The following is a 14,722-nucleotide window of genomic DNA, read 5'->3' as shown; positions in this document are numbered from 1 at the left end:
CGCACCTCGGAGGCCGACAGCTTCGCGCCGTCCGTGGCGGCGGCGTTCGCGGGCTTGTCGCCCTCGTCCTTCTTGGCCTCGGAGCCGTAGCCGCACGAGGCGAGCGCGCCGATCAGGAGCGGCAGCGCGGCGGCGGCGGCGACACCGCGGCGCAGGGTGGTGCGGGTGGTACGCGTGCTACGGGTGGTGGCAGGCACGGGAGGACTTCCTCTCGTGACGCGGTCATCTCATGACGCACGTCTTCGTCTGTGGAGCGGGGGCGGGTACAGCTCTTGGGGGGAGTGGGCGCGCATGCGGTGCACGTACGTCATCGCGCACATCGCGCCACCCCTCCCTGGCCGCTGCCGAGGCGGCCGCTGCCTACACGGCCGCCCTCCTTGGCGAAGGTGGAGTAGATGTCGGCGGGCATGATCTAGAAGTCCCACCCTTCCTCGTCCGCCTGCACGGTGGTCTCGGCCTTGGAGGCGAAGGACTCGCCGGCCATGCCCGCCGCCAGGGTGGTTCCGTCGGCCGGGTCGATCAGCAGGAAGGACCCGGTGCGGCGGGAGTCGGCGTACGCGTCGAGCGCGAGCGGCTCGGCGGTACGGACGACCACGCGGCCGATGTCGTTGGCCACGAGCTGCCCGGGGTCCGGGTGCTGGGACAGGTCGTCCAGGGTCAGCCGCGAGGGGATCTCCTTGACGATCGCCTTGACCGTGCGCGTGGTGTGCTTGATCAGCACCCGGGCGCCGACGGAGAGGGGCTGGTCGGCCACGTGGCAGACCGTCGCCTCGACGTCCTGCGTGGTGGCCGGGGCGTTCGCGGACGGCGCGATCAGGTCGCCGCGCGAGATGTCGATGTCGTCCGCCAGACGCAGCGTCACCGACTGCGGGGCCCAGGCGATGTCGACGCTCTCGCCGAGCGCGTCGATGCCCACGATCGTGCTCGTACGGCCCGAGGGCAGCACGGTCACGGCCTCGCCGACGCGCAGCACGCCGGAGGCGATCTGGCCCGCGTAGCCGCGGTAGTCGGGGTGCTCCGCGGACTGCGGGCGGATCACGTACTGCACCGGGAAACGCGCCGGGCAGGCGGTGAGGTCGTGGCTGACCGGGACGGTCTCCAGGTGCTCCAGCACCGTCGGGCCGCCGTACCAGTCCATGTTGGCGGAGGGCTCCACGACGTTGTCGCCGGCCAGGGCCGAGATCGGGATCGCGGTGATCTCCGGGACGCCCAGGTCCGAGGCGTACGCGGTGAACTCCTCGGCGATCGCCGCGAAGACCGACTCCTCGTAGCCCACCAGGTCCATCTTGTTGACGGCCAGGACCACGTGCGGGACGCGCAGCAGCGCGGCCACGGCCGCGTGCCGGCGGGTCTGCTCGATCACGCCGTTGCGGGCGTCGACGAGGACCACGGCCAGGTCGGCGGTGGAGGCGCCGGTGACCATGTTCCGCGTGTACTGCACGTGCCCCGGGGTGTCCGCGAGGATGAACCGGCGGCGCGCGGTGGCGAAGTAGCGGTACGCGACGTCGATGGTGATGCCCTGCTCCCGCTCGGCCCGCAGGCCGTCGGTGAGCAGCGCGAGGTCGGGGGCCTCCTGGCCGCGCTGGGCGGAGACGGCCTCGACGGCCTCCATCTGGTCGGTCAGGACCGACTTGGAGTCGTGCAGCAGCCGGCCGACCAGGGTGGACTTGCCGTCGTCGACGGAACCGGCGGTCGCGAAGCGCAGCAGCGTGGTCGCCGACAGGTCGGCGAACTGCTCGGTGGTGGAGGTCATTTCTAGAAGTACCCTTCGCGCTTGCGGTCTTCCATCGCGGCCTCGGACATCTTGTCGTCGGCGCGGGTCGCGCCCCGCTCGGTGAGGCGGGAGACGGCGATCTCGGCGATCACGGCGTCCAGCGTGGTGGCGTCGGAGTCGACGGCGCCGGTGCAGGACATGTCGCCCACGGTGCGGTAGCGGATCAGGCGGGTCTCGGGGACCTCGCCCTCCTTGGCACCGCCCCACTCGCCGGCCGTCAGCCACATGCCGTTGCGCAGGAACACCTCGCGCTCGTGGGCGAAGTAGATCTCCGGCAGCTCGATGCCCTCGCGGGCGATGTACTGCCAGACGTCCAGCTCGGTCCAGTTGGAGAGCGGGAAGACGCGCACGTGCTCACCGGGCGCGTGGCGGCCGTTGTAGAGCTGCCACAGCTCGGGGCGCTGGCGGCGCGGGTCCCACTGGGAGAACTCGTCGCGGAGGCTGAACACCCGCTCCTTGGCGCGGGCCTTCTCCTCGTCACGGCGGCCGCCGCCGAAGACGGCGTCGAACTTGAGGCTCTGGATGGCCTCGGTCAGCGGGACCGTCTGCAGCGGGTTGCGGGTGCCGTCCGGACGCTCGCGCAGCTTGCCCGCGTCGATGTAGTCCTGGACGGACGCCACATGCAGGCGCAGGCCGTGCTTCTCGACCGTGCGGTCGCGGTACTCCAGCACCTCGGGGAAGTTGTGGCCCGTGTCGACGTGCAGCAGCGTGAAGGGGACCGGCGCCGGCGCGAACGCCTTCAGCGCCAGGTGCAGCATGACGATGGAGTCCTTGCCGCCGGAGAACAGGATCACCGGCTTCTCGAACTCGCCCGCCACCTCGCGGAAGATGTGCACCGCCTCGGACTCCAGCGCGTCCAGGTGCGACAGCGCGTACGGGGCGTCGGAGCCGGAATCGGTGTGCGGGTGTGCGGCCGTGGTCATGCCAGACCCCTCTCGGTGAGCAGCGCGTGCAGGGCCGAGGCCGACTCCTGCACGGTCTGCGTGTGCGACTCGATACGGAGGTCCGGGGACTCCGGTGCCTCGTACGGGTCGTCGACCCCGGTCAGACCGGAGATCTCGCCCGCCGCCTGCTTGGCGTACAGGCCCTTGACGTCACGCTCGGAGCAGACCTCGACCGGGGTGGCCACATGGACCTCCAAGTACGAGGTGCCCTCGGCGGCGTGCCGCTTGCGGACGGCCTCACGGCTGTCCGCGAACGGCGCGATCACCGGGACGAGTGCCTTTACGCCGTTGGAGGCGAGGAGCTCGGCGACGAAACCGATCCGCTGCACGTTGGTGTGCCGGTCCTCGCGGCTGAAGCCGAGTCCGGCGGAGAGGAACTCGCGGATCTCGTCACCGTCGAGGACCTCCACGCGGTGGCCGTCGGCGCGCAGCCGCTCGGCCAGCGCGTACGCGATGGTGGTCTTGCCCGCGCTCGGCAGCCCGGTCAGCCACACGGTGGCGCCCTGGTCGCTCACGCTCATCTGCTTCGTCTCCGTAAGTTCCGTACGTTCGGTCGTCATCAGCCGTGCAGCCCGCACTCGGTCTTGCCCCGCCCGGCCCACCGGCCGGCCCGCGCGTCCTCGCCCTCCGCCACGCGGCGGGTGCAGGGGGCGCAGCCGACGGAGGCGTAACCGTCCGTCAGCAGCGGGTTGGTGAGCACGCCGTGCTCGGCGACGTACGCGTCCACGTCGTCCTGGGTCCAGCGGGCGATCGGCGAGACCTTGACCTTCCGCCGCTTCTCGTCCCAGCCGACGACCGGGGTGTTCGCCCGGGTGGGGGACTCGTCGCGGCGCAGGCCCGTGGCCCACGCGTCGTACGCGGTCAGGCCCTCTTCGAGCGGCTTGACCTTGCGCAGCGCGCAGCACAGGTCGGGGTCGCGGTCGTGCAGCCGGGGGCCGTACTGCGCGTCCTGCTCGGCCACCGTCTGACGCGGGGTGAGCGTGATGACGTTGACGTCCATCACGGCGTCGACCGCGTCGCGGGTGCCGATGGTCTCCTCGAAGTGGTAGCCCGTGTCGAGGAAGACCACGTCCACGCCGGGGAGGACGCGCGAGGCCAGGTGGGCGACGACCGCGTCCTCCATGGAGGAGGTCACGGCGAACTTCCCGCCGAAGGTCTCGGCCGCCCAGCGCAGGATCTCCAGCGCGGAGGCGTCCTCCAGGTCCCGGCCCGCCTGCTCGGCCAGGGCCTTGAGCTCCGCGTCCTTGAGACCCGCGTCTTGAGTGGTGGTCATATCTCGTCCCCTCCAGCTGCTTCGGACCGGATACCGCGGGACAGCAGCCCGAGGTACTTCAGCTGGAAGGCTCGGTTGCAGGCCCTGCATTCCCACGCGCCGTGGCCCGTCTCGTGGGGAAACAGGTCCTCGTCGCCGCAGTACGGGCAGTAGAACGGTGCGGCGCGCTCGCTCACGAGAGGCTCTTCTCGTCCGCGCGGGCGACCCACGCCGCGAAGCGCTCGCCGTCCTCGCGCTGCTCCTCGTAACTCCTGACGACCCGCTCGACGTAGTCGGGCAGACCGGCCGAGGTGACCTTGAGGCCGCGGACCTTGCGGCCGAAGCCGGCCTCCAGGCCGAGGGCGCCGCCCAGGTGGACCTGGTAGCCCTCCACCTGGTTGCCGTCGTCGTCGAGGACCAGCTGGCCCTTGAGACCGATGTCCGCCACCTGGATACGGGCGCAGGAGTTCGGGCAGCCGTTGATGTTGATGGTGAGGGGCTCGGCGAAGTCCGGCAGGCGGCGCTCGAGTTCGTCGATCAGCGAGGCGCCGCGCGCCTTGGTCTCGACGATGGCCAGCTTGCAGAACTCGATGCCGGTGCAGGCCATCGTGCCGCGGCGGAACGGGGACGGCTTGACCCGCAGGTCCAGCGCCTCCAGCGCCTCGACCACCGAGTCGACCCGGTCGGCCTCGATGTCGAGCACGATCATCTTCTGCTCGGCGGTGGTGCGCAGCCGGCCGGAGCCGTGCTGCTCGGCGACGTCCGCGATCTTGGTCAGGGTGGCGCCGTCCACACGGCCGACCCGGGGCGCGAAGCCGACGTAGAACTTGCCGTCCCGCTGCTGGTGGACGCCCACGTGGTCGCGCCACTGACCGGTCGGCTGCTCGGGGGCGGGGCCGTCGGTCAGCTTGCGCTTCAGGTACTCGTCCTCCAGGACCTGGCGGAACTTGGCCGGGCCCCAGTCGGCTACGAGGAACTTCAGGCGGGCGCGGGTGCGCAGCCGCCGGTAGCCGTAGTCGCGGAAGATCGAGATGACGCCCTCGTAGACGTCCGGGACCTCGTCGAGCGAGACCCAGGTGCCCAGGCGCACGCCCAGCTTGGGGTTGGTGGAGAGACCGCCGCCGACCCAGACGTCGAAGCCCGGGCCGTGCTCGGGGTGGTTCACGCCGACGAAGGCGATGTCGTTGATCTCGTGCGCCACGTCGAGCAGCGGCGAGCCGGAGATCGCCGACTTGAACTTGCGGGGCAGGTTCGAGAAGTCCTTGTTGCCCACGATGCGGCGGTAGATCTCGTCGATGGCGGGCGTGCCGTCGATGATCTCGTCCTGGGCGATGCCGGCGACGGGCGAGCCGAGGATGACGCGGGGCGTGTCACCGCAGGCCTCGGTGGTGGACAGGCCGACGGCCTCCAGGCGGCGCCAGATCTCCGGGACGTCCTCGATCCGGATCCAGTGGTACTGCACGTTCTGGCGGTCGGTGAGGTCGGCGGTGCCGCGCGCGAACTCCTCGGAGATCTCGCCGATGACGCGGAGCTGCTCGGTGGTCAGCCGGCCGCCGTCGATGCGGACGCGCAGCATGAAGAACTCGTCGTCCAGCTCCTCCGGCTCCAGGATCGCGGTCTTGCCGCCGTCGATCCCGGGCTTGCGCTGGGTGTAGAGCCCCCACCAGCGCATGCGGCCGCGCAGGTCGTTGGGGTCGATCGAGTCGAAGCCGCGCTTGGAGTAGATCGTCTCAATGCGTGTCCGCACGTTGAGACCGTCGTCGTCCTTCTTGAACTGCTCGTTGCCGTTGAGGGGCGTGTGGTGTCCGACGGCCCACTGGCCCTCACCGCGGTGACGGCCGGTCTTGCGGCGCGCGGCGGCTGCGGGTGCGGCTGCGGGCGTTTCGGGGGTGGCGGCCATGGCGGTACGTCCTTCTTCGGCGGCTCAGGGCAAGGGCAGGGGAGGCGGATCGGCGGCAGCGGCCCCTGTCAGGTCTGCGACTCTGAGCGGGTGTGGCCGATTCCCGCGCCGTTGCCGGGGTTGCCGGCGGGCAGGGCGGGACATCGGCCTCAGGGGGCTAGCGGGTGATCGGCGCGTCCGCGGCGGCGGGGACGGCGACGACGTGCGGCGTGGCTGGTTCCGTCAGCGCGCCGGACAGATGGCGCTGGACATGCGGCCGAGGTCGACGTGCCGCCGACTCACCAAGGCAATTCCAGCTCCATTCATGGCGGAAGCGTGTCATGTGCCTCTTGGAGGAGTCCACTACTGTCCACGATCCGGACGAACTCGTCCCGTATCGTGGGATGACGTGACGGGCGTCACCCGCCGAAGCCGGCATCGCCGGGCCCGGGGCTCCGCCCCCGGACCCCGCGCCTCAGACGCCGGCGGGGCCGAAACGCAGGGGTCAGGCTCCGGGCCAGGGGCCCGGGGTCGGGATGTCCTCCGCCTCTTCCGTCTCCGTCTTGAACAGCTTGAAGCCGCGCCGCTCGTAGTTGCCCATCGCCGTCGGGCCGTCCTGGCTGCACGTGTGGAGCCAGACGCGGCGGGTCGGCTCGCGGTCCGGCCAGCGCTCCGCGAGGGACCACGCCCGGGCGGTGCCCACCGACAGCAGGTGCCCGCCGATGCGGCGGCCGCGGAAGTCCGGGAGGAGGCCGAAGTACATGATCTCCACCACACCGTCGTCCTGCGGGTCGAGCTCCACGTACCCCGCCGGCGTGCCGCGGTCGTACGCCACCCACGTCTCCACCCCCGGCCGGTCCAGCTGCTCCACCCACTGGGCGCGGGTCAGCGACAGCCGGTCCGTCCAGTGGATGTCACCGCCCACCGAGGCGTAGAGGAAGCGGCTGAACTCCGGGGAGGGGACCTCCGCCCGCGAGATCGTGATCTCGGGGCCCGGTACGGCCGCCGGGACGAGGTCCGACGGGGAGGTCATTTCCAGGGACCAGGTGGTGAGGGTGATCGTGCTCATGCCCTTCAGGGAACCACGCCGGGCCCCCCGCTCCCCAGGCGGGCCCTGATCACCGCGGGGGCGGTGGAGTGCGGGAGCAGCGCGGCCGGGTCCTCCGGGCGGATCAGCTCCACCTCCACGTCCTGCGCGAAGCGGTACGGCCGGTGGGTCAGCACGCCCGCGAGGTGGCGGCGTACGCGCGACAGCTCCGCGCGGACCGTCACCGTACGGGTCGGGTCCCCGAACAGTTCCGCGGACAGCTCCGCCGCCGAACGCCCCCGCGGGCTGTCCGCCAGCAGGAACAGCAGCTCCGCGTGGCGCGGGCTCAGCTCCTGCGACCAGCTCCCGGAGGACCCGTACACCGTCGCCGACCAGCATCCCGCCCGGCTCAGGTCCACGACGATCCGCGTCGCCGCCGCGCTCGAACGCTCCGGCGCGACCCGCAGCAGCCAGCCGCCGGGCAGCGGCTCCACCACGCACTCGCCGAGCCGGGGCACCCAGACCCGGCCCGGCCCGAAGGTCTTCGGCAGCGGGATCCGGTCCGTGGCGGCCAGCCCCGTCACCGCCGCCGGCCAGCCGTCCGGGTCCACGGCCAGCGCCTGCCCCGGCAGCCGGGCCAGCAGCGGGGCCGCCACCGTCCGCAGCCGCTCCAGCGACTCCAGGTGGCGGATCCGCAGCTCCCGCTCGGCGAGCCGGGCCACCGAGGTCACCCACGCCAGCGTCGCCGGGTGCATCGTGGCCAGCGGCCCGCTGACGTCGACCACGCCCAGCAGCCGTCCGTCCCGCGGGTCCCGTACGGGCGCGCCCGCGCAGGTCCAGTCGTGGTGGCTGGAGACGAAGTGCTCCGCCGAGAACACCTGCACCGGCCGGCGGGCCACGAGCGCGGTGCCCACCCCGTTGGTGCCGACCACGGCCTCGTCCCAGTCGGCGCCCACCGAGAAGCCGAGCCGGTCCGCCTTGCGCAGGATGGAGGAGTGGCCCTCCCGCCACAGCAGCCGCCCGTCGGCGTCCGCGACGACCATGATGTGCAGGGCCTCGTCCAGCGCGGGCAGCAGCCCCTCCCGCAGCACGGGCAGGACCTCCCGCAGCGGCGACCCGTGCCGCCGCTCCTCGGTCTCGGCGGCCGACAGCATCCGCGAGCGCGCGTCCCGGTCCGGGTGCACCCCGCCGGCCAGCATCCGCCGCCAGGACTCCGCGATCTCCGGTCGCGGCGCGGCCGGCGGCCGGTTCCCGGCCAGCGCGGCCGCCCGCACCCCCTTGAGCAGACGCGCCGCCGCCCGCGCGTCCATGGCCGAGATGCGTGCCACATCGACCGTGCTGCCTGTGGTGTCGGCCACCGGAACCTCCCCGTGCGAACAGGACGTACGACGCGAGCCGCCCGGGCGGGTGTGCGGGTTCCGCATCCGGCGGACCCCGGCGGACGGCTGCCGACTCAAAGGTTGCAACGGTATGCAACCCTCGCCAAGTCCCGGTCACCCGACCGAAACTGTCCGGACGCCGCCGAGCGGCGTGACAGCTCCTCCTCGGGGCTTCGGATCAGAGGTGGTGCCGAGTCGGCGCGGCGCCACCTCTGTACCGGTCGACGGGCCCGGATCCAGGCTCGGAGCGGTTTGGGGACCGCAGGGGAGCCCGACGGGGGCTCCTCCCTAGCCCGCGATCCGCGCCCGTTCCACCACCGCGCCGAGATCGAGGCTGTGCGGCAGCGTGCCGAAGGCCGCGCCCCAGTCGCCGCCCAGCCGGGAGGCGCAGAACGCGTCCGCGACCTCCGGCGGAGCCCAGCGCACCAGCAGCGATCCCTGCAGGACCAGCGCCATGCGCTCCACCACGCGCCGGGCCCGCGCCTCGATGCCCTCCAGGTCGGCGAGCTCCGTCAGCAGGTCCTTGATGGCCGAATCCAGCCGGTGGTCGGCGCCCCGCGCCTGTCCGACCTCCTGGAGGAACGCGTTCAGCGCCTGCGGCTCGCGCTGGAGGGCGCGCAGTACGTCCAGCGCCTGTACGTTGCCCGAGCCCTCCCAGATGGAGTTCAGCGGGGATTCGCGCAGCAGTCTCGGCAGCCCGGACTCCTCGACGTAGCCGTTGCCCCCCAGACATTCCAGGGCTTCCGCGACCATCGGCGTACAGCGCTTGGTCACCCAGTATTTGGCGGCGGGCACGGCCAGGCGCAGGAAGGCCTTCTCCTGCTCGGTCCCGGCGTCGTAGGCGGCCGCCAGGCGCAGGGTCAGCGTGGTGGCGGCCTCCGACTCCAGGGCCAGGTCGGCGAGCACGTTGCGCATCAGCGGCTGGTCGATGAGCGGTGCTCCGAAAGCAGAGCGGTGCTCCGCGTGGTGCGCGGCCTGCGTCAGCGCCTGCCGCATCAACGAGGCCGAGCCGATGACGCAGTCCAGCCGGGTCGCGGCGACCATCTCGATGATCGTCCGAACCCCCCGGCCCTCCTCGCCGACCCGCCGCGCCCAGGTCCCGTCGAACTCCACCTCGCTCGACGCGTTCGACTTGTTGCCCAGCTTGTCCTTCAGCCGCTGGATGGCGAAGACGTTGCGCGTGCCGTCCGGCAGCACCCGCGGCACCAGGAAGCAGGTCAGCCCGCCCGGAGCCTGCGCCAGCACCAGGAACCCGTCGCACATCGGCGCCGAACAGAACCACTTGTGCCCGGTCAGCAGGTACTCGCCGGACGTGTCCAGTGGCGTCGCGGCCGTCGTGTTGGCCCGTACGTCGCTGCCGCCCTGCTTCTCCGTCATCCCCATGCCGAAGAGCACGCCGGCCTTCTGCGCGGCCGGCCGCAGCCCCTCCTCGTACACGTGCGAGGTCAGCCGCGGCTCCCATTCGGCGGCGAGCGCCGGATCGGCCCGCAGCGCCGGCACGGCGGCGTGCGTCATCGAGACCGGGCAGCCGTGCCCCGCCTCGGCCTGCGACCACAGGAAGAACCCGGCGGCGCGGCGCAGGTGCCCGGCCGGCCGCCCCCAGGCGTCCGTGAGCCCGGAGGTCACGGCGTGCCCGAGCAGCCGGTGCCAGGCCGGGTGGAACTCCACCTCGTCGATCCGGTTCCCGTACCGGTCGTGCGTCCGCAGTTTCGGCGGGTTCTCGTTCGCCTGCACGCCCCATTCCTGGGCCTGCGAGGATCCCGCCGCCCGCCCGAGGGCGGTGAGCTCCTCCCGTACCTCACCGAGGAGTTCGGGCTCCGCGGACGCGAGGTGGCGTTCCACGCCCTCCGTGAGGGCCCGATCGCCGCCGTAGACGTCGTAGCCCACCAGAGGCGGGGCCTGGTTGCTGACTGTGTGGGTGGTGGCTGCCATGCGGATACCGTAAGGACGTGCAGCCAGCAAAAGAAACACCCGAGCGGATCCCGGGACCCCCAGGACGGCTCCACCGGGCCCGCGCCCTCTACCGCAACGTCTCGAAGCGGAAGATGGGCTGGCTGCTCCTGAAGGACACCGTCAACTCGTGCATCGAGTACCGCATCCTCGGTCTGGCCGCCGAGGCGGCGTTCTTCACGCTGCTCTCGCTGCCCCCGCTCTTCCTCGGCCTGCTGGGCCTGCTCGGCTACGTGGACGGCTGGACCGGCAAGACAACGGTGGCCAGCATCGAGGAGAACATCCTGGGCGCGGTCGGCACGGTGCTGTCCGACCGCGGCGTCAACGACATCGCCAAACCGATGCTCGACGACGTGACGGGACGCGGACGCCCCGACCTCATCTCGCTCGGCTTCGCCTTCGCCCTGTGGTCGGGCTCCCGCGCGGTGAACGTCTTCATCGACACCATCACCGTGATGTACGGGCTCGACGGGCAGCGCGGCATCGTCAAGACCCGGCTGCTGGCCTTCGTGCTCTACGTCATCGCGCTGGTGATCGGCGCGATCGTGCTGCCGCTGATGGTGGTCGGGCCGGACGCGGTGATCGAGCTGGTCCCCTGGGGCACCAGCGTGATCGCGGTGCTGTACTGGCCGACCGTCACCCTGCTGTCCATCGTCTTCCTGACGACGCTCTACCACGTCTCCGTACCGGTGCGTTCGCCGTGGATCGAGGACGTGCCGGGGGCGCTGGTGGCGCTCGCCATGTGGGTCCTGGGCTCGTTCCTGCTGCGCATCTACCTCACCAACACCGTGGAGGGGCCGACGATCTACGGATCGCTGGCGGCGCCGGTGGCGGTGCTGCTGTGGATCGGCATCTCGGCCTTCGCGGTGCTGGTCGGCGCGGCCGTCAACGCCGCCATCGACCGCGTCTGGCCGTCCGTGGCGACGGCGGCGGCGCGCGAGGCCAACGAGCGGGCCCGGGAGCTGGAGGCCGCGCAGCTGATCGCGCGGGCCGCGGCCTGGCGGGCCTTGGCCGAGGGCGAGTCGGAGGACGACGAGGACGGCGGGATGCCGTCGGAGTTCCCGGAGCGGTGGTCGAAGTTCCTGCCGCCCGAGGACTACTCCTCGCGGCTGCGCAAACACTGACCGACAGCCGGCAGGGCCGCGGATCCTCGCCCTACGCTGGAGGGATGTACGAGGAAGCGCCGTCGGCGGCCGTACCCGGGGCCGTGCTGTGGCGGGCGCGGGGCAGCGGCCGGATGGTGCTGCCCGACGGGTGCATGGACCTGCTGTGGGTCGACGGGCGGCTGCTGGTGGCCGGGCCCGACACCGGGCCGCACCCCGCCGCGGAGGTCCCGGGCGGCGCCTTCGCCGGGATCCGGCTGGCGCCCGGCACCGCGCCCGCGCTGCTCGGCGTACCCGCCCGCGCCCTGCGGGACCGCCGCGTCGAGCTCGCCGAGCTGTGGCCGGCGCGGGAGGTACGGCGCCTCACGGGGCGCGTGGCGGCGTACGGCGACCCGCGCGCCGGACTGGAGGCGCTGACCGCGCACCGGGCGGCCGAGGCCGCGCCGCCCGACCCGCTGGCCGCGGAGGTCGCCGCACGGCTCCGGGCGGGAGAGGCGGTCGCCGGCATCGCCGCGGCCGTCGGCCTGGGGGAGCGGCAGCTGCGCCGGCGCTCCCTGGACGCCTTCGGGTACGGGCCGCGGACGCTCGGCCGGATCCTGCGGCTGCGCCGCGCCCTGGCGCTGGCCGACGCGGGCACGCCGTACGCCGAGGTGGCCTGCGCCGCCGGATACGCCGACCAGGCGCACCTCGCCCGCGAGGTGCGCGCGCTGGCCGGGACCACGCTGACCGCCTACGCCGCGGGCTCCGACGGGGCGAAGAGGGAGACGCCGCAGCCGTCCGGGTCGAGCACGACGGCGTAGCGCTGCCCCCAGAAGGCGTCCCAGGGCTTCAGGTGGCCCGGGTACCCGGCCGCGGTCAGCTCCGCGTAGAGGGAGTCCACCTCGGCGGGGGAGTCGCACAGGAAGGCCAGGTCCCGGCGGCCGTCGCCGGTGGGGCGGGTCCAGGACGGGTCGAAGGACCGGACGGTCTCCTCGGTGTCCCATCCGATCCGCAGGCCGCCGGGCAGCGAGGCCTCCACGTGCGGCAGGCCGTCGGCCTCGGCCGGGACGTCCAACCCGAGGCGGCGGTAGAAGGCGAGCGAGGCGGCCATGTCGGAGACGACCAGGCCGATCATGTCGAGTCGTGGAGTCATGACGGCAGGCTAGGCAGGCCGGGTGGCGCGCGTCTTGAACGAAACGGACACCGTTGCGGCGGCCCCCGGCCGTCGCGGAGTTGTTCCACGAGAGAAAGCCGCGAAAAAAGAAGTGGCCCCGCCGGGCGGGATCTTGTTACGGTGGGGTCCGTTCCCGCCGAGCCGGTGGAGGACGTCGGCAACGTGCATGACCCGGAGGTGAGTTCATTGATGACTGTCGTTGCGCAGGGCGCTGCCCGCACTCAGAAGACCATCAATGTCACTTCTGTGGTCTCCGGCTGACCTCACACCTCTTCGCGCGCCGCCACCGAGCGAGCGCACGCGGCCGGGGCCACCCTGTGAAGGGTTCCCCTTGTCTTTCTCGTCTTTCCCCGCTTCTTCCTCGGCTTCTTCCGCCGTGGCCTCCTCTTCTCCGCAGGCCTCGCGCTCGCACGCCCTCGCCCCCTTCGGCTGGGACGAGGCGTGGGCGGCGGAGTTCACCCCCTACGCCGAACAGGGCCTCGTGGCCGGCCGGGTCGTACGCGTCGACCGCGGTCAGTGCGACGTCATGACCGCGGACGGCATCGTCCGCGCCGACACCGCCTTCGTCACCCCGCACGACCCCATGCGGGTCATCTGCACCGGTGACTGGGCCGCCGTCGAGGCCGTCGGCAGCCCGCGTTACGTGAAGGCGTACCTGCCGCGCCGGACCGCCTTCGTCCGGTCCACTTCCTCGCAGCGGTCCGAGGGGCAGATCCTCGCCGCCAACGTCGACCACGCGATCATCGCCGTATCCCTCGCCGTCGAACTGGACCTGGGGCGCATCGAGCGCTTCCTGGCCCTGGCCTGGGAGTCCGGTGCACAGCCGCTGGTCGTCCTCACCAAGGCGGACCTCGTCCCGGACCCGGTGACGCTCGGCCACCTGGTCGAGGACGTCGAGTCCACCGCGCCGGGCGTCCAGGTGCTGACCGTCTCCTCCGTCACCGGAGAGGGCACGGACGTCCTCGCCGCCGTCGTCGCGGGCGGCACCAGCGTGCTGCTCGGCGTCTCCGGCGCCGGCAAGTCCACCCTGGCCAACGCGCTGCTCGGCGCGGAGGTCATGGAGGTCCAGGAGGCCCGAGAGGTCGACGGCAAGGGCCGCCACACCACCACGACCCGCAACCTGCTCGCCCTGCCGGGCGGCGGCGTACTGATCGACACGCCGGGGCTGCGCGGCGTCGGGCTCTGGGACGCCGAGACCGGCGTCGGCCAGGTGTTCTCGGAGATCGAGGAGTACGCGGAGCACTGCCGCTTCCACGACTGCGCCCACGAGGCGGAGCCGGGGTGCGCGGTGCTGGCCGCGCTGGACTCGGGGGAGCTGGCGGAGCGCCGCCTGGACAGCTACCGCAAGCTGCTGCGGGAGAACCAGCGGATCGTGGCCAAGACGGACGCCCGGCTGCGGTCGGAGATCCGCCGTGACTGGCGCCTCAAGTCGGCGGAGGGCCGCGCCAACTACGCGGCCAAGCGCGGCGCCCGCTCCTGACCCGCGCCGCCCCTCGCCGCCTCGCGGAGCCCTGCGGAGCCCCCACCAGGGGGTCCGCGGGGCTCCCGGCGCTCCGCCCCGCGGGCCCCGCGCCCGGGTCCTGCCGCGACGCACCGGCACAGCGGTTGATTTTCGGCCACTCTGCCTGCGCGGCGAGCTCGGCTCCGGCGCCGGCGGCAGCTGGGCAAATCGGGACCCTCGTCGCCCTTTCGGGCAGGTGAGAAGGGGTGCGACGAACCGCTCGACCTGTGGTCGAGGTGCGTGTCGCAGAGCTGCCCCCGGCCAATCGGCAGACGGCTCCGCCCCACTCAACTCTGTTTCCGGCATGCGTGGTTCCGCCCCGAGCGAGGCATGGAGGGGGCGCGCCCGTCCCCCGTACGGGCGGCTCGGGGGAGGGGGCCGGGGGGTCGGCGAGGGGGTGTCGGATGGCGCCCGACGGCGACCGTACGGATCACGCCGTCTCTGGCCGGCAGCCGCCGATTCCTGCTGTGCGACTGTTAAGTTGATCACGACTTATGTGACGCAGGGGGAACCGAAAATGGCGCCGCACGCATTCCGCCAAGATGGCATGACTTCTTCACCCGGCATTCATTTCTGTTGTGTCTCGCCGGAGTTCCAGGTGTGATCGCAGGCCCAATCGGCTGCTTCCCTGGCTAAGCCTTCCGATCGCCTGAACCGGTACGGGACTCCCCGTGCCCTCCGATCGGCATGTCCGCTGCCCGCCCGGCCCGACGCCCCTCGCGCGTCGGCCGCGGCGGATATGTACGCACGCAACGCCCGC

The 14,722-nt window shown here is 72.4% G+C and carries 14 protein-coding genes and 1 pseudogene; 3 read left to right on the top strand and 12 right to left on the bottom strand.

The annotated features are described in order from the left end of the window. From ACZ6JT_RS07420 to ACZ6JT_RS07370, 11 genes and pseudogenes are all read right to left on the bottom strand, one after another. A pseudogene (locus ACZ6JT_RS07420) lies at positions 1-197 on the bottom strand (sulfate ABC transporter substrate-binding protein); the annotation flags it as partial. A gap of 215 nt (positions 198-412) precedes the next feature. Beyond that, the gene (locus ACZ6JT_RS07415) at positions 413-1,753 is read right to left on the bottom strand and encodes a sulfate adenylyltransferase subunit 1 (RefSeq protein WP_469208100.1); all 1,341 of its coding nucleotides are present in this window, start codon (positions 1,751-1,753) and stop codon (positions 413-415) included. A gap of 2 nt (positions 1,754-1,755) precedes the next feature. Next, positions 1,756-2,697, bottom strand: coding sequence for a sulfate adenylyltransferase subunit CysD (cysD, locus tag ACZ6JT_RS07410; protein WP_388840786.1), 942 nt, complete (start codon positions 2,695-2,697; stop codon positions 1,756-1,758). Beyond that, positions 2,694-3,239, bottom strand: a complete 546-nt coding sequence (gene cysC / locus ACZ6JT_RS07405; protein ID WP_388478601.1) for an adenylyl-sulfate kinase — start codon at positions 3,237-3,239, stop codon at positions 2,694-2,696. Before cysC ends, cysD begins: the two co-directional genes overlap by 4 nt. A 38-nt stretch (positions 3,240-3,277) precedes the next feature. Then, entirely contained in the window at positions 3,278-3,991 is a 714-nt protein-coding gene (locus ACZ6JT_RS07400; protein WP_469208097.1) for a phosphoadenylyl-sulfate reductase, read from the bottom strand. Continuing rightward, entirely contained in the window at positions 3,988-4,167 is a 180-nt protein-coding gene (locus tag ACZ6JT_RS07395; protein WP_469208095.1) for a hypothetical protein, read from the bottom strand. The genes ACZ6JT_RS07400 and ACZ6JT_RS07395 overlap by 4 nt, the downstream gene beginning before the upstream one ends. After that, the gene (locus tag ACZ6JT_RS07390; protein ID WP_469208092.1) at positions 4,164-5,870 is read right to left on the bottom strand and encodes a nitrite/sulfite reductase; all 1,707 of its coding nucleotides are present in this window, start codon (positions 5,868-5,870) and stop codon (positions 4,164-4,166) included. The genes ACZ6JT_RS07395 and ACZ6JT_RS07390 overlap by 4 nt, the downstream gene beginning before the upstream one ends. A 222-nt stretch (positions 5,871-6,092) precedes the next feature. Continuing rightward, positions 6,093-6,176 carry a putative leader peptide gene (locus tag ACZ6JT_RS07385; protein ID WP_312847410.1) on the bottom strand — a complete coding sequence of 28 codons (84 nt, stop codon included), beginning with the start codon at positions 6,174-6,176 and terminating at the stop codon, positions 6,093-6,095. 178 nt (positions 6,177-6,354) lie between these two features. Beyond that, positions 6,355-6,918, bottom strand: a complete 564-nt coding sequence (locus ACZ6JT_RS07380; RefSeq protein WP_469208090.1) for a GNAT family N-acetyltransferase — start codon at positions 6,916-6,918, stop codon at positions 6,355-6,357. A gap of 5 nt (positions 6,919-6,923) precedes the next feature. Further along, complete coding sequence (locus tag ACZ6JT_RS07375; protein ID WP_469208250.1) at positions 6,924-8,186, bottom strand: GAF domain-containing protein; 1,263 nt, start codon at positions 8,184-8,186, stop codon at positions 6,924-6,926. 357 nt (positions 8,187-8,543) lie between these two features. Beyond that, positions 8,544-10,187 (bottom strand): acyl-CoA dehydrogenase family protein, encoded by a 1,644-nt coding sequence (locus ACZ6JT_RS07370; RefSeq protein WP_469208088.1) that lies wholly within the window; start codon positions 10,185-10,187, stop codon positions 8,544-8,546. A 17-nt stretch (positions 10,188-10,204) separates the two neighbouring features. On the opposite strand from ACZ6JT_RS07370, the gene ACZ6JT_RS07365 reads away from it, so the two are divergent. Both ACZ6JT_RS07365 and ACZ6JT_RS07360 read left to right on the top strand, forming a co-directional pair. Next, positions 10,205-11,329, top strand: a complete 1,125-nt coding sequence (locus ACZ6JT_RS07365; protein WP_362857424.1) for a YihY/virulence factor BrkB family protein — start codon at positions 10,205-10,207, stop codon at positions 11,327-11,329. A gap of 44 nt (positions 11,330-11,373) precedes the next feature. After that, complete coding sequence (locus tag ACZ6JT_RS07360) at positions 11,374-12,108, top strand: helix-turn-helix domain-containing protein (protein WP_469208085.1); 735 nt, start codon at positions 11,374-11,376, stop codon at positions 12,106-12,108. On the opposite strand, the gene ACZ6JT_RS07355 is transcribed toward ACZ6JT_RS07360, so the two are convergent. Continuing rightward, on the bottom strand, positions 12,039-12,440 hold the full coding sequence (locus ACZ6JT_RS07355) for a VOC family protein (protein WP_469208083.1): 402 nt from the start codon (positions 12,438-12,440) through the stop codon (positions 12,039-12,041). The genes ACZ6JT_RS07360 and ACZ6JT_RS07355 overlap by 70 nt on opposite strands. Before the next feature lie 397 nt (positions 12,441-12,837). On the opposite strand from ACZ6JT_RS07355, the gene rsgA reads away from it, so the two are divergent. Next, positions 12,838-13,941, top strand: a complete 1,104-nt coding sequence (rsgA, locus tag ACZ6JT_RS07350) for a ribosome small subunit-dependent GTPase A (RefSeq protein WP_469208081.1) — start codon at positions 12,838-12,840, stop codon at positions 13,939-13,941. Positions 13,942-14,722: the final 781 nt, after the last annotated feature.

The sequence above is a fragment of the Streptomyces sp. NPDC046308 genome (genome assembly GCF_055588065.1).
This window is presented reverse-complemented; position numbering and strand designations above follow the sequence as displayed.

Excerpts from the sequence above, each read along its gene's own strand:
- cysD (WP_388840786.1), bottom strand. The coding sequence starts at position 2,697 with ATGACCACGGCCGCACACCCGCACACCGATTCCGGCTCCGACGCCCCG.
- ACZ6JT_RS07355 (WP_469208083.1), bottom strand. The coding sequence starts at position 12,440 with ATGACTCCACGACTCGACATGATCGGCCTGGTCGTCTCCGACATGGCC.
- ACZ6JT_RS07375 (WP_469208250.1), bottom strand. The coding sequence starts at position 8,186 with ATGGACGCGCGGGCGGCGGCGCGTCTGCTCAAGGGGGTGCGGGCGGCC.
- ACZ6JT_RS07385 (WP_312847410.1), bottom strand. The coding sequence starts at position 6,176 with ATGAATGGAGCTGGAATTGCCTTGGTGAGTCGGCGGCACGTCGACCTC.
- ACZ6JT_RS07380 (WP_469208090.1), bottom strand. The coding sequence starts at position 6,918 with ATGAGCACGATCACCCTCACCACCTGGTCCCTGGAAATGACCTCCCCG.
- ACZ6JT_RS07400 (WP_469208097.1), bottom strand. The coding sequence starts at position 3,991 with ATGACCACCACTCAAGACGCGGGTCTCAAGGACGCGGAGCTCAAGGCC.
- ACZ6JT_RS07370 (WP_469208088.1), bottom strand. The coding sequence starts at position 10,187 with ATGGCAGCCACCACCCACACAGTCAGCAACCAGGCCCCGCCTCTGGTG.
- cysC (WP_388478601.1), bottom strand. The coding sequence starts at position 3,239 with ATGAGCGTGAGCGACCAGGGCGCCACCGTGTGGCTGACCGGGCTGCCG.
- ACZ6JT_RS07415 (WP_469208100.1), bottom strand. The coding sequence starts at position 1,753 with ATGACCTCCACCACCGAGCAGTTCGCCGACCTGTCGGCGACCACGCTG.
- ACZ6JT_RS07390 (WP_469208092.1), bottom strand. The coding sequence starts at position 5,870 with ATGGCCGCCACCCCCGAAACGCCCGCAGCCGCACCCGCAGCCGCCGCG.
- ACZ6JT_RS07360 (WP_469208085.1), top strand. The coding sequence starts at position 11,374 with ATGTACGAGGAAGCGCCGTCGGCGGCCGTACCCGGGGCCGTGCTGTGG.